Below are 12,807 nucleotides of genomic sequence, written 5' to 3' on the forward strand. Positions count from 1 at the left end.
CGGCGTTCTCGTATAGGGCCCCCACCCAACCTTCTCCCGCTGGGCGGGGGAGGGCTTTCTGTTTCTCCCTCCCCCGTCGAAGATGGGGGAGGGCCGGGGTGGGGGCACCGCGCCGCAACTCCCCGTGACAATCCCCCCATCCTCCGCTCTAATCCCGGCGACCTGAATCCGCCGGGAGCTTTGCCGCACCATGACCCCGTCCACCATCCTTGCCGTCGCCGTCGGCGGGGCGCTGGGATCGGTCGCGCGCTATGCGGTGGCGACCGCGGCGGTGCGGCTGTTCGGCACTGGCTTCCCGTGGGGGACGATGATCGTCAACGCGCTCGGCTGCTTCACGATGGGCGTGCTGGCGGAGCTTGCCGTGCATGTGTGGTCGCCGCCGGTGGAGATACGGGCGCTGGTCATGGTCGGCGTGCTCGGCGGATTCACCACCTTTTCGTCCTTTGCGCTTGACGTCGGCTTCCTCACCGGGCGTGGTGCGCTGGGGGAGGCCGCGGCCTATGCGCTGGGCACCCTGATTCTGACGGTCGGCGGCTTCTTCGCCGGCCTTTCCATCGTGCGAGCCCTGGTGAGCGTCCCGACATGAGCAGCGTCGAAACCAAGACCGTGGCCGAGGACGAGGCGGACATCCGTCTCGACCGCTGGTTCCGGCGCCATTACCCCCTGGTCACCCACGGCCATCTGGAGCGGCTGCTGCGCACCGGCCAAGTGCGTGTGGACGGTAAGCGTGCCAAGGCCGCGACGCGGCTGGAGGCCGGGCAGGCGGTGCGCGTGCCGCCGCTGGGCGTCGCCGACAGTCCGGTGCGCGACATGCCGCGCGCCGCCCCCGCCCCTTCGAAGAAGGAGGAGGAGGCGCTCCAGGCCCGCGTCCTCTACCGCGACAACGACGTGATCGCCTTCGACAAGCCGGCCGGGCTGGCGGTGCAGGGTGGCACCGGCACCACCAAGCACCTCGACGCCATGCTGGACGCGCTGCGCTTCGGCTCCAACGAGCGGCCGCGGCTGGTGCACCGGCTGGACAAGGACACCTCCGGCGTGCTGCTGCTGGCCCGCAACCCGCTGGCCGCCACCAAGCTGGCGGAGGCCTTCCGCAGCCGCGACACCAAGAAGATCTACTGGGCCGTCACGGTGGGCGTGCCGAAGCCCTTCCAGGGCAAGATCGACCTCGCGCTGGCGAAGGAGGGCAGCGCCCGTGGCGAGCGTGTGGCGGAGGACGAGGACGAAGGCAAGCGCGCGCTGACCGTCTATTCGGTTCTGGAGAATCTGGGCAAGCAGGCGGCCTTCGTGGCGCTGTGGCCGCGCACCGGCCGCACCCACCAGCTCCGCGTCCACATGAACGCCATCGGCACGCCGATCCTGGGTGATGGCAAGTATGGCGGGCAGGGCGCCTTCCTGCCCGGCGCCGAGCTGCCGAAGAAGCTGCACCTGCACGCCCGCCGCATCATCATCCCGCACCCCCGCAACCCGCGCCCCATCGACGTGACGGCACCCCTGCCGGACCATATGCGGACCACCTGGAGCTACCTGGGCTTCGACCCGTCGCTCGGCGGCGATCCGTTCGCGGAGCTGGAGTGAGCGGCCGTGACTATGTTCACCTCCGACGCGGCCGGAACAGGCGCGTGCCGGCGTAGACCGGACAGCGCCGCATGACCATGCCGCCGGCCGCCCACCGCACAGCCGCCGCGCTCGCGCTGTGGCTGCTGTGTGGGCTGCTCGGCCTGCATGGCACCCCGTCCGGACAGCCGTCCTCTCCCTCCGCTGGAAGTCCTGCAGGACTGGCAGGGGTGGGCGGCGGCGCTCCGGACCTGCTCGCGGCGCGCGATCCGTTCCGGGCCGTGTTCGGTCGGCCGGCGGGGGATGCGCGGCCCGCCGGTCTCCGGGGCGACGGCGCGTCCGCCATCGTCGCGGCGCCGCATCCGTGTGATCCACCGGTTGGCCAGCCGCTTCGGCACCGTGCCATGGTCGATCATTCCGCACCGGATGTGCCGGCGCATGCCTTCGACGCCAGGGCACCGCCGCGGTTGATGGCCTGAGTCCTCCGCCCGGCCGGGCGGCCTTCCGCCAGAACCGACGAACCGACGCCCGCCCGGACGCCGCCCGATGTGGTGGCGACGGGCCGTGGCGCATCCTGGAATTCGCCCATGCGCACGCCACGCTGGCTGCTCGTGACCTATGCCCTCATCATTCTGACGGGCATCGTCACCGCATTGCCGAACATCATCCCGCAGCCCACACTCGCGGGTCTGCCCGACTGGTTTCCGAAACAGCGCATCACCCTTGGCCTCGACCTGCGCGGAGGCTCCCACCTCGTGCTGGAGGTGGACGCCAAGGAGCTGATCCGCGAGCGCGCCGAGCTGCTGGCGGCCGACGCCCGCCAGCGCCTGCGCGAGGCCGACATCGCGATCCAGCGCATCGACGCCCGCGAGCACGGGATCACCGTCGTCCTGCGCGACATGGAACGGCGTTCCGACGCCGCCCGCGCGCTGCAGGCGCTGGCCGCCCCCGCCGGCATGGGTGCCCCGAGCGACCTTGCCATCACGTCGGAGGGGCCGGGCGCCCTGGCGGTGACGCTGACCGACGGCGGCATCCGAAGCCGCGTCGATGCCGCGGTGGAGCAGAGCCTGGAGATCATCCGCCGGCGCATCGACCAGGTCGGCGTCGCCGAGCCCACCATCCAGCGGGTCGGTGCCGACCGCATCCTGGTGCAGCTTCCGGGCCTTCAGGACCCGTCGCGCATCCGCGGGCTGCTGGGCAGCACGGCCAAGCTGACCTTCCACATGCTGGCGTCGGGCGACCCGGGGCAGCTCGGGCGCGGCGTGCGCCTGCTGCCGGGGGCCGACGACGGCCGCCAATACCCGATCGAGAACCGCATCGCGCTGGCCGGCGAGCGGTTGAGCGACGCCAGTGCCTCCTTCGACCAGCGGACCGGAGAGCCGATCGTCTCCTTCCGGCTGGACGCTTCCGGCACCCGCCGCTTCGCCGACATCACCACCCAGAATGTCGGCAAGCCCTTCGCCATCGTGCTCGACGGCAAGGTGCTGAGCGCCCCGGTGATCCGCGAGCCGATCACCGGTGGTTCCGGCCAGATCAGCGGCAGCTTCACGGTGCAGCAGGCATCCGACCTCGCGGCCCTGCTGCGCGCTGGCGCCCTGCCGGCGCCGCTCACCGTCATCGAGGAGCGGACGGTGGGTGCGGACCTCGGCGGCGACGCGGTGCGGATGGGCATCGTCACCGGCGCCGTCGGCTTCGCGCTGGTGTTCGGCTTCATGCTGCTGCTCTACGGGCGCTGGGGGCTGCTGGCCAACGTGGCGCTGGCCCTCAACGTGGTCCTGACGCTCAGCGCGCTCAGCCTGATGGGGGCGACGCTGACCCTGCCGGGCATCGCGGGCATCGTGCTGGGCATCGGATTGGCGGTCGACGCCAACGTGCTGATCAACGAGCGGATCCGCGAGGAGACGCGCAAGGGCCGCAGCGCCTTTCCCGCACTCGACGCCGGCTTCCGCCGCGCCTACTCCACCATCATCGACTCCAACGTCACGGCCCTGATCGCCACCGCACTGCTGTTCCTGTTCGGCACCGGCCCGGTGCGCGGCTTCGCGGTGACCATGGGCATCGGCATCGCCATCTCGATGTTCACCGCCGTCTCCATCGTGCGGGTGGTGATGACGGAGATCGTGCGCCGCCGCCGGCTTGCGGTGCTGCGGATCGAGCCGCCGTTCGGCCTGAAGCTGATCCCGGACGGCACCAGCATTCCCTTCATGCGGGGCCGCTTCGCGGGCATCGGCGTCTCCGCGCTGCTGTCGCTGGCTTCGATCGGCCTGTTCATCAGCCCGGGCCTGAACTACGGCGTGGATTTCCGCGGCGGCATCCAGATGGAGCTCTCCACCGCCGGCCCGGCCGACCTCGGCGCCCTGCGCGACGGGCTCGATCGGATGGGGCTCGGCGAGATCGCCCTGCAGCAGTTCGGTGGTCCGTCCAGCGTGCTGATCCGCGCCGAGCGCCAGCCCGGCGGGGAGGAGGCGCAGAGCAAGGCTGTCGAGCGCATCCGCGCCGAGCTCGCCACCATCGCACCCGGCTCGACCATCGAGCGGACGGAGGTGGTCGGGCCGAAGGTCAGCGGCGAGCTGGCGACCGCCGGCATGCTGTCGGTGGTCCTCGCCAGCCTCGCCATGCTGGCCTACATCTGGGTGCGCTTCGACTGGCCCTTCGCGGTCGGCGCCATCGCCACGCTGGTGCTGGACGTGACCAAGACGGTGGGCTTCTTCGCGCTGACCGGCATCGACTTCAACCTGACCGCCATCGCGGCGCTGCTGACGCTGATCGGCTATTCGGTCAACGACAAGGTGGTCGTCTACGACCGCATGCGCGAGAACATGCGCCTCTACAAGAGCATGGGGCTGCGCGCGATGATCGACCTGTCGATCAACGAGACGCTGGCCCGCAGCCTCTACACCTCGATCACGGCATTCCTGGCGCTGCTGCCGATGGCGGTCTGGGGCGGCAGCGCGGTGGAGAGCTTCGCGGTGCCGATGGTGTTCGGCATCGTCATCGCCGCCTCCTCCTCCGTCTTCATCGCCGCCCCGATCCTGCTGTTCCTCGGCGACTGGCGGGCGCGGCGGCGGCGAGCCACCCCGGCGAGAGAGGAGGCCGCGGCCCAGCCGTCCTGATCGTGGTGGCCGGAGGGGGGGAAAGGAAGGATCGGCGCCCCCGGTGACTGTCGGAAAAGCCTGGTTCGCCCGAAGGGCAAAGGCTTGCCCGTCAGTGCGGGGGCGCGAACCGGATCAGGGTAAACGCCGCGCCGAAGATCGCGAAGATCAGCGCGGCAACCTGCCACAGGGTGGGGAGCTGCGAGACGCGGCCTTTCATCTCGGCCCCATCGGTCTCCAGCCTCCGCATCCGCTCGTCCAGCTTCTCGAACCGCCGCTCCATCCGGTCGCCAAGTTCACCGATGGCCGCGAGAACCGCAGCGTTGTCGGGGGTGTTGCCAGCCGGGGGCTTGGGTGCAGGTGACGCCATGGGAATAACGTGCCCATTCGCAGAGGGCGCGTCAATCGTGAGCGTCACGGCCGGTCGACCAACGCATCCCCCTCGACAACCACTCTCCCCGGGAGCGACCGTTGCGTTTCCGCCCGTTTCGCTCCGCACATGGGCTGCACAGGCTCTGGACGGTCTGTTAATCTCATCCGATGAACCCACCCAGAGCACACCTGAAACCGTCAAATGGCCGAAGTGAACATGCCTAAGTCATTGAAATTGGCTCTCTTCGACTGCGACGGCACGCTGGTGGACAGCCAATGAGATTGGAACCGGACGAAACGTGCTGACACGCGCGGTAAGCTCATATCTCACTGAGAACACAGGAAAATGGCGGTTCTGTCGGCTCTTGTGCGGTCGGTATGTTCCTCGTTGTGCCGCACATAGCTTGCACATAACGCGCACATAGCGCAGGCTCGGGCGCACCAGCCCCTGGCCCGAGGTGGTCCCCCCATGCCTGCGCTTCCCCCGACCGATGTGCAAATCCGGGCGCTGAAGCCCGATCCCGAGAAGGCGCAGACCGAGTATCGGGACAGCCGGGTGCCGGGGTTGTCCCTGATCATCGGCGCCACGACGCGCACGTGGTCGCTGACCTACACGACCGCGGCCGGTCAGCGTCGGCGGGTGTCGCTGGGCCGTTACCCCGAAACCGGGCTGGCCGACGCGCGCAGGGCCGCGGAGACGGTGCGATCCGACGCGCGCAAGGGCGCGGACCCCCAAGCCGCCAAGCGCACCTATCGGGCTTCCCCGACCGTTGGCGACACGATCGACCAATACCTGTCCGCCTACGCATCGCGGAAGGTGACCTGCAACATGGACGCCTTGGCGCTTCGACAGGACGTCGCGCCGATCCTGGGTGACCGGAAGCTGGTGGACATCACCCGGCGAGACGTCCAGGCGGTGCTCCGCCGCGCGCTTGATCGCGGCGCCCCGATCATGGCGAACCGGACCCTGGAGATCGTTCGGAAGATGCTGGCATGGTCCGTCGATCAAGGGTGGATCGAGGTGAACCCCGCCGCGGGGATCGCGAAGCCGGCCGTTGAGAAGCCCCGGGCGCGGGCGCTGACCGATGCGGAACTGAAAGCCCTGTGGGGCACGCTGGGGCGGATCAGCCCGCAATCCGGCGCGGCGTTCAAGCTGCTGTTGCTGACCGGCCAACGCGAGATGGAGGTGGTGGGCGCCCGCTGGTCGGAAATCGACTTCGCGGCGGGTGTCTGGACGCTGCCGGCCGATGCGCCGGGGCGGAGCAAGCGCGGGGCACCGCACGTGGTTCCGCTGTCCGAGTCGGTTGTCGACATCCTCGGGGCGCTCCACGAGGCAACAGGCACCACGGCGACCGTCTTCCGGGGCAAGCGTCGCGGCGACAAGGGCGGGTTGCCCACGCGATCGATGGTCGCCAACGCCAAGGTGAAGCTGGACGAACTCCTTCCGGGCTGGCCGGGATGGCGGGTGCACGACCTTCGCCGCACCGTCCGTACCGGTCTGTCGCGGATCAACGTGCCGCCCCACGTCGCGGAGCTGGTGATCGGCCACGCGGCCGGCGGGCTGGTGAAGGTCTACGACCGTCACGACTACCTTGCAGAGAAGCGCGAGGCGTTGAGCCGTTGGGCCGATCACTTGCTTCGCGTCGTCGGTGATATTGACGACACCGAGACGACCAACGTTGTGACGTTGCGTCGATAGCGTCACCCCGACCTTTCAAAATCAGTTCGTCTATGCGGACGCTGCGCACTCCGTGCGTAGCGTCTCGTTGCGCCGTGTCGTTTCGGTGGGGGTCGGTGAGCAATCGTGGGGCGTAATCAATCTTCGTAGTGTTTCTTCGCATTCATGAACTCAGTGCGTTGTCGTCATACAGTGAACTCAATTCGTTGTCGTCATACAGTGAACTCAGTTCGTTGTCGTAGTAAAATGCTCGTCAACGATGGTAAAAAGGACCATCCGCGCGCAGAACTACTGGACAAGCGGCCGCCTCTGACGCACAGTGACCATCATTAACTCATCACGAGAGGCCTTGGTCCATGAGAGCATTGGACATCGGGGCGGATTGCCGCCCCCACAACGCAACGGAAGCCGGCGGACCGACGTCCGGAGAGCGGATCATCCGCGAAGAGGAAATGGTGGCACGCAGCGGGTTGTCGCGCTCCACGCGGTGGCGGCTCGAAAAGGCCGGGAAGTTCCCGCGCCGGGTTCAAATCGGTGCGCGGGCTCACGGGTGGCGGGAAACCGAGTTCCTGGCCTGGACGCAGAGCCGGGCGCCGCGTCGTAAGAGCGGCGATCTCGTCGGCTGACCGGCGCCGTTCTGCGTAGCGCCCGAAACGCTCGCAGAACTTTTCAACACATCAACGAGAAATACGCACCCTGCCGATCGGCGGGATCGGCAAGGTGCGCCATCAATGCGAGGTTTGCAAATGAAGGCTATCCATTTCACGCCGATTGGTCAACAAACAACGACGCCTAATCATGCCAGTGCGGCCATCAGCGATTTCGATGCCTTGACGGAAGGCAGTTGGTTGCGGCCCGGGAGCCCTGGCACCATCGCGCGCCTTATGGTGTACTTGTCGCCCCCGAAGCTGGTGCGCAGCCGGTTGGAGGCGCAGGCGCGCTATCCCTCGATCCCGGAGCGGGTGCGGCGACGGCTCGGCTGCATCAATCCGCGTCTCCTCGTCGTAGAAGATGACCCGGCGCACCCCCGCTTCACCACCGCGGCCGGGCCGACAGGCTTCGACACCGCTTCGCTCAAATGGGCTCTGGAAACGTCGGACCGCGTGGTCCTGTGGGCGGGCGAAGCCGTCGCACCGGGGGCACGGGAGATGATCGAGCCCTGGCTGCTGGCCGGGCAGAACGTGGCCATCATCGCCACGCAGCCGCCCCAGACCGATCCGTGGCTGGCGCGGGTGCTGGAGGTGTGCAAGCGCCCCCCGAGCCTCATGTGCTGCCGGCCGGCGGGCGTACCGGGGGCACGGGAGATGATCGAGCCCTGGCTGCTGGCCGGGCAGAACGTGACTATCATCGCCACGCAGCCGACCGATCCGTTGCGCGTTCGGGGCGAGGCGTTGCGCAACGCCGTCTTCCAACACATCGCGGATCTGAAGGCCGACTTTCCTTTCATCGTGGTGGGAGTGCCCGGGGGCGAGTTGCCCGAGGACCTCTTCACCACTCCGCGCCAGATCGGCACCTTCACGGTCGAACGCAAATGCGCTGACGACACGCTGAACAGTCCCCTGCTCGAAGGCTACGTATCCCGTAGAGGCGGATTGATCTTCGCGTGCGAAGCCCTGGCCGATTACCGAAGGTTGACGAGCCGGGAAGCGACGTTCGCGGCGCGCGGCTATCGGTTGTGGGGGCTCACCGATGCCGGGGGTGTTGGATGAGCACACCGACGCATATCACCGTCCTGTCCGCGCCCGCAGACGCCGCGGGCAAGCGCAGGATCGCAACGAAGACGTGGCGGCTAGGCCCGGACGGCAAGCCGGTGTCCCGCAGCCGGACCTGCTGATCATCGACGAAGCCGTCTGGCCCCGAGCCGTCCGCGACACCCGCGTGGAGCTGGAGGCCCTGGTGGGTGCTCTGGACCGGCCGGAGTGGCGGGAGACGATGACGCGCCTCGGGTGCGCTCTGGCGTCTCCGCGGGCGCTGGAGGCCGTGCGGCGGGACGTCGGGGGCGAGAGGCTGGCCGCTGCCCGCGAGCTGCTGGCGGCCCGCAAATCGGCTCTGCGGGCCGACGTCGAGGAGGCGCTGGCCCGGCGCGACCTCGCCGCGGCGCGGAAGCTCGCCCCGGAACTCGGGATGTTGCGGAGAGCGGGGCGGGTGCTGGCCGCCGTCGCGGCCGAACTGGACATGCCCCGCGCGTCGTTCAACGGCGTCGAGTTCGAGCCCGGCGACACGGCCGGGCGGATCGCGTGTGTCCGGTGCCACCATCTCGCGCGTCCGCAGGCGGTTCGCGACGACACCCCGGTCCTGTTGCTCGATGCTTCCGGCGACCCGGAGCTGGCTTCGCGCGCGCTGGGGCTTGGGGGGCTCGACTGCCGCACATGGCGGATCGCGCGCAACGCCCATTTCACGCAAATTTCATCGCGCACCATGAGCCGTGGGCAAGTGCTCGGCAGCACCAATCAAACCGCGGACCAGAACGCGGCGACGCTGCGCCGCCAAATCCTGGAGTTCATGGTTGCCCGCGCGGCGGGGGCGAACGGCCCGGTACTCGTGGTGTCGTACAAAGGCTATGCCGAAGAAGCGGCGGATGCACTCACCGCGGCCGGCGTGCCCGCCATCGGGCTCCACTTCGGAAAGCTGCGGGGGCAGAATGGCGCGCAGGCGTGTTCGATGGCGTTCATCATCGGCCGTGAACAGCCGGCGCGGGATGCGGAGCACGCCGCCCGCGCCGTCTTCGCGCGCGATCCCGAGCCGCTGACGGCTTGGGAAGGCGAACCGGTGTTGCAGTCGCGGCGCTACAGGATGCGCGACGGCTCGGTGGAAGTCGTGGAGACCCCCGTGCACCCCGATCCCCGGGTCCAGCGCGTCCTTGAACAATCCCGGGAACGCGAGATCGAGCAAGCCCTAGACCGGCTGCGCTTGATCCACAACCCGGCTCCGAAACGTGTTTTCGTGCTGACGGCGATCCCGCTCGACATCGTTGTGGACGAAGTGATCGAGTGGCGCGACCGCATGGCCGAAGAAGACGCGATCACGACGCTGTGGCGCACTTGGGGTGTCGTCCCGACCGGCGCGCGGCGGTTGGCGGAGGTGCTGGACATCGCCCCGGCCAAGGCGGATTGGCTGCTGGAAAAGTACGGTTCCTCCAATAAGCGTCCTGAAGCCGGGACTCCTATTGGGACAACAGTACATTTCCACGGCGGTCGCGACGTCCTGTTCCGGGCCGCCGGGCAGCGAGGGCAGGCGAGCCCGGCGCGGGTCGATCCGGCGCGGCATCGCACGATCGTCGAGACCCGCGATGCGCTGGAGGCGCTTCTAGGCACGCCTGTCACGGAGCTGGGATACGCCGGTCGGAGGCGGATGCTGTTCGCGTCGGGTGCCGCCCCCGCGGCCCATTGGCGGGCGTTGCAGCCCGCCCCGACCGTGTTCCGCGCCATCCTGGGCACGGACCACAGGGCGCCCGGGGCACCCCCGGTGCTCCCGTCGGGCGAGCTGGTGTGCCGGGTAGGCGATCGGCTGCGCGTGCACCATTGGGCGTGGGACGGGCACGGTGCGCCGCTCACGATGATGGAGCGGCTGGAGCCGGTTCGTGGAGCCCCCGCGGAGCTGGAGAAGCCCGCCGCGCAGCCCCGGGCGTTCACCTTGTCGGAAATCCGCGATGAGCTCGGCATCCACCCCGACACGTTCCGGCGGGCGTTCGGTGCGAAGGAAATGCGAACGCTCGGCTGGGCCGCACGGGAGAAAGCCATGGTGCAATGGATGGCCGGCCGGGTCGGAGCCGAGAGGTTCCGGGCGGCGGTTGGGCGGTTGGCTGGTGGGGGGTGCTGACGCAATCCGTTGTGACGTTGCTCCGCTATCGAGGTGGGGCTTGTGCCCCGTCGCGACGCACAGACGGTTTTCGATTGTACGAATGCGCCGCTTTCGTCGAAATGGTGAATTGCCACTACGAGAAGACGAATAGAAGGTGCAGCCATGATCACGAGGAGTCCGGGGCACGCTGCGGTCGGCTTGGCTATTTCAGCCGCCGTCACGGGGGTTTGTGCGTGCGCTGGTTGGTACGCTTTGCCAAACAATCCGTGGATCGGCGCCATCGCTGGCGGCGCGTTGGCGTGGCGAGTTGAATACCTGATAATGGAGTTACAGTGGACGCGGCATGATATATTCCGCCTGCTGCGAGGGGAATACCCCTCCAATTAGTCTCGTCAAATCTGCGTCTGGTCGAAGTTTTCAAAATCCGAAAATTTAGGAGAGGGGGTTGCGGGCGTTTCGCCAGAACGCGGCGCCCCCCTACCCGGGGGTGGGGCCGGGTGCGTAGTCGAAGGCATGTAGGGTCAAGTGTCTGTTGTCGGGCGTTGTTGATCCGCAGTCTCCGACAACTCTACATCGATCTTTTTCGACTGAGTTCTATTTTCTATTTGACGAAGCGTCGTCTGCGCTGTTCAATGTCTAAACACGAAGCGGCCCGCCGGGTGCTGTAACACCACGGCGGGCCATATCCCGACCAAAGAGGTGACCTATGATCGCGGACGTCGTTCAGCATACCTCACCGTGCGCCCAAATCCAAAGCACCGTGTCGCCGGTTCGAGGCACCGAATTCGCCTACATGGCGCTTCTCTCCGACGAAGCGGCCCGGCGCTATGAAGCGCGCGCCGCGCGCCCGCACCGGGTGCTTGTCGGCGTGAACGGGCGGACGGTTCACAATCGCGTCTATGCCGACTTCGACCGGGCGAGCGCTGCGCTCACCCGGCGGGTCCTGAAGCTCGTTGCGCGGCTCGATGCGCATGAGCTGGACGGGCTTCACGCCTATACCTGCCCCGCGTGAAGCGCGGCGCGGACGCGCGGACGCTGGCCGGTGCATCGCTGCGCCGGCCGGTGCGCATGCTTACCCCCTCTCTCCCCATGAGGGCGCGTCATGGACGAAAAGCCGTTTCTCACCATCGCCGAATTCGCGGCTGCACTCGGCGTGTCCACCCGATCCGTTGAACGGTGGGTGTCGCAAGGTCTGGTCTCCCCTGCCTGGCGCACTCCCGGCGGGCATGCTCGTTTCGGACGCGACCAGATCGAGGAGCTGAAGGCGAAAGGAAAGGGGCGCAAACCGCCACCTCCGGAACCCGAGCCCCTGAGCGACGCGGAGAAGCTTCGACAAGCTGAACTCCACGCGAGCCGCTGGATAGCGCGTTTCCTCGTCAAACGGCGGATCAGGCAAGCCGGGAAGCCCCCGCGGTAGCGGGTCCTGGCGCGCGCGGGCTTCGCGCGGCCTTCGTGTTCAATCCCCAAACGCTCGTTTAGATTTTGTACAGCGGCCCTCACGGGGAGGAAATCGCCATGGCAACCGGAAAGTTCGTCAGCTACCTGCGGGTGTCCACCGATCAACAGGGGCGATCCGGGCTCGGGCTCGAAGCCCAACGGGCCGCCGTCGCCGGCTACCTGAACGGTGGGGAGTGGCAACTTGTCGCTGAGCACATCGAAGTCGAGTCGGGCCGCCGCGCCGATCGGCCGGAGCTGGTGCGCGCTCTGGCCGCGTGCAAGCGGCACCGCGCCACCCTCGTGGTGGCGAAACTCGATCGGCTGTCGCGATCCGTCGCGTTCCTGTCGGCCTTGATGGAGAGCGGCGTCGAGTTCGTCGCGGTCGATAACCCGCACGCCAACAAGCTCATGGTTCACATGCTGGCCGCGTTCGCGGAGCACGAACGGGACCAGATCGGTGCCCGCACGAAAGCGGCCCTGGCAGCGGCCAAGGCGCGCGGGGTGGTGCTGGGCAACCCCCGCTTGGGGGAAGCGCGATCCGCAGCAGTCGGGGCGCTCAAAGCCGACGCCAATCGCATGGCCGCGAACGTGCTCCCCATCGTCCGGGAAATCCAGGCGGCGGGCGCGACCAGCCTTCGGGACATCGCTACGGCGCTCAACGCGCGCGGCGTGAAAGCGGCTCGGGGCGGGGCTTGGAATGCGTCGTCCGTCCGCAACGTGCTCCGGCGGGGAGCGGGCAGCGGCGTGAAATAGCGCGCCACCGGCGGCGGGGCACCCCGTCTTCACCGTGCATCTGGGGGCGGGGGGAAATGTACTGTTCCCCCAATAGAAGTCTATATTGCGATCACAGTACATTTCCGCGCCCCTCCGGCG

General features: G+C 68.2%; 12 protein-coding genes. 11 read left to right on the forward strand and 1 reads right to left on the reverse strand.

Going from position 1 to position 12,807, the window contains the following annotated elements; all coding sequences use genetic code 11:
- The first annotated feature begins 190 nt into the window (after positions 1 to 190).
- From crcB to secD, 4 genes are all read left to right on the forward strand, one after another.
- The gene (gene crcB, locus HL658_RS01350) at positions 191 to 586 is read left to right on the forward strand and encodes a fluoride efflux transporter CrcB (protein WP_180280092.1); all 396 of its coding nucleotides are present in this window, start codon (positions 191 to 193) and stop codon (positions 584 to 586) included.
- Positions 583 to 1,575 (forward strand): RluA family pseudouridine synthase, encoded by a 993-nt coding sequence (locus tag HL658_RS01355; RefSeq protein WP_180280093.1) that lies wholly within the window; start codon positions 583 to 585, stop codon positions 1,573 to 1,575. The genes crcB and HL658_RS01355 overlap by 4 nt, the downstream gene beginning before the upstream one ends.
- A 71-nt stretch (positions 1,576 to 1,646) precedes the next feature.
- Entirely contained in the window at positions 1,647 to 2,033 is a 387-nt protein-coding gene (locus HL658_RS01360) for a hypothetical protein (RefSeq protein ID WP_180280094.1), read from the forward strand.
- Positions 2,034 to 2,141: 108 nt separating this feature from the next.
- Positions 2,142 to 4,667 carry a protein translocase subunit SecD gene (gene secD, locus HL658_RS01365; RefSeq protein WP_180280095.1) on the forward strand — a complete coding sequence of 842 codons (2,526 nt, stop codon included), beginning with the start codon at positions 2,142 to 2,144 and terminating at the stop codon, positions 4,665 to 4,667.
- 91 nt (positions 4,668 to 4,758) lie between these two features.
- Here the strand turns inward: secD and HL658_RS01370 are convergent, their stop codons facing one another.
- On the reverse strand, positions 4,759 to 5,064 hold the full coding sequence (locus tag HL658_RS01370) for a hypothetical protein (protein WP_180280096.1): 306 nt from the start codon (positions 5,062 to 5,064) through the stop codon (positions 4,759 to 4,761).
- Positions 5,065 to 5,487: 423 nt separating this feature from the next.
- Between HL658_RS01370 and HL658_RS01375 the strand changes: the two genes are divergently transcribed.
- The 7 genes from HL658_RS01375 (at position 5,488) to HL658_RS01405 (ending at position 12,687) form a co-directional block, all read left to right on the forward strand.
- The gene (locus HL658_RS01375; RefSeq protein ID WP_180280097.1) at positions 5,488 to 6,717 is read left to right on the forward strand and encodes a tyrosine-type recombinase/integrase; all 1,230 of its coding nucleotides are present in this window, start codon (positions 5,488 to 5,490) and stop codon (positions 6,715 to 6,717) included.
- A gap of 335 nt (positions 6,718 to 7,052) precedes the next feature.
- Positions 7,053 to 7,322, forward strand: a complete 270-nt coding sequence (locus HL658_RS38125) for a helix-turn-helix transcriptional regulator (protein WP_180280098.1) — start codon at positions 7,053 to 7,055, stop codon at positions 7,320 to 7,322.
- Between the two features lie 120 nt (positions 7,323 to 7,442).
- Complete coding sequence (locus HL658_RS01385) at positions 7,443 to 8,405, forward strand: hypothetical protein (RefSeq protein ID WP_180280099.1); 963 nt, start codon at positions 7,443 to 7,445, stop codon at positions 8,403 to 8,405.
- The gene (locus tag HL658_RS01390; RefSeq protein WP_180280100.1) at positions 8,386 to 10,515 is read left to right on the forward strand and encodes a hypothetical protein; all 2,130 of its coding nucleotides are present in this window, start codon (positions 8,386 to 8,388) and stop codon (positions 10,513 to 10,515) included. Before HL658_RS01385 ends, HL658_RS01390 begins: the two co-directional genes overlap by 20 nt.
- Positions 10,516 to 11,203: 688 nt before the next feature.
- Entirely contained in the window at positions 11,204 to 11,509 is a 306-nt protein-coding gene (locus HL658_RS01395) for a hypothetical protein (RefSeq protein WP_180280101.1), read from the forward strand.
- A gap of 90 nt (positions 11,510 to 11,599) precedes the next feature.
- Positions 11,600 to 11,914: a helix-turn-helix domain-containing protein gene (locus HL658_RS01400; protein ID WP_180280102.1), complete on the forward strand. Its 315-nt coding sequence runs from the start codon at positions 11,600 to 11,602 to the stop codon at positions 11,912 to 11,914.
- Positions 11,915 to 12,012: 98 nt separating this feature from the next.
- Positions 12,013 to 12,687 carry a recombinase family protein gene (locus HL658_RS01405; RefSeq protein WP_180280103.1) on the forward strand — a complete coding sequence of 225 codons (675 nt, stop codon included), beginning with the start codon at positions 12,013 to 12,015 and terminating at the stop codon, positions 12,685 to 12,687.
- The last annotated feature ends 120 nt before the right edge of the window (positions 12,688 to 12,807 follow it).

It is taken from the genome of Azospirillum oleiclasticum, assembly GCF_013423485.1.
Lineage (GTDB): Bacteria > Pseudomonadota > Alphaproteobacteria > Azospirillales > Azospirillaceae > Azospirillum > Azospirillum oleiclasticum.

Bases quoted from the DNA above. Each gene is read 5' to 3' on its own strand.
- crcB (WP_180280092.1), top strand. From the start codon at position 191: ATGACCCCGTCCACCATCCTTGCCGTCGCCGTCGGCGGGGCGCTGGGA.
- HL658_RS01355 (WP_180280093.1), top strand. From the start codon at position 583: ATGAGCAGCGTCGAAACCAAGACCGTGGCCGAGGACGAGGCGGACATC.
- HL658_RS01360 (WP_180280094.1), top strand. From the start codon at position 1,647: ATGACCATGCCGCCGGCCGCCCACCGCACAGCCGCCGCGCTCGCGCTG.
- secD (WP_180280095.1), top strand. From the start codon at position 2,142: ATGCGCACGCCACGCTGGCTGCTCGTGACCTATGCCCTCATCATTCTG.
- HL658_RS01375 (WP_180280097.1), top strand. From the start codon at position 5,488: ATGCCTGCGCTTCCCCCGACCGATGTGCAAATCCGGGCGCTGAAGCCC.
- HL658_RS38125 (WP_180280098.1), top strand. From the start codon at position 7,053: ATGAGAGCATTGGACATCGGGGCGGATTGCCGCCCCCACAACGCAACG.
- HL658_RS01385 (WP_180280099.1), top strand. From the start codon at position 7,443: ATGAAGGCTATCCATTTCACGCCGATTGGTCAACAAACAACGACGCCT.
- HL658_RS01390 (WP_180280100.1), top strand. From the start codon at position 8,386: ATGCCGGGGGTGTTGGATGAGCACACCGACGCATATCACCGTCCTGTC.
- HL658_RS01395 (WP_180280101.1), top strand. From the start codon at position 11,204: ATGATCGCGGACGTCGTTCAGCATACCTCACCGTGCGCCCAAATCCAA.
- HL658_RS01400 (WP_180280102.1), top strand. From the start codon at position 11,600: ATGGACGAAAAGCCGTTTCTCACCATCGCCGAATTCGCGGCTGCACTC.
- HL658_RS01405 (WP_180280103.1), top strand. From the start codon at position 12,013: ATGGCAACCGGAAAGTTCGTCAGCTACCTGCGGGTGTCCACCGATCAA.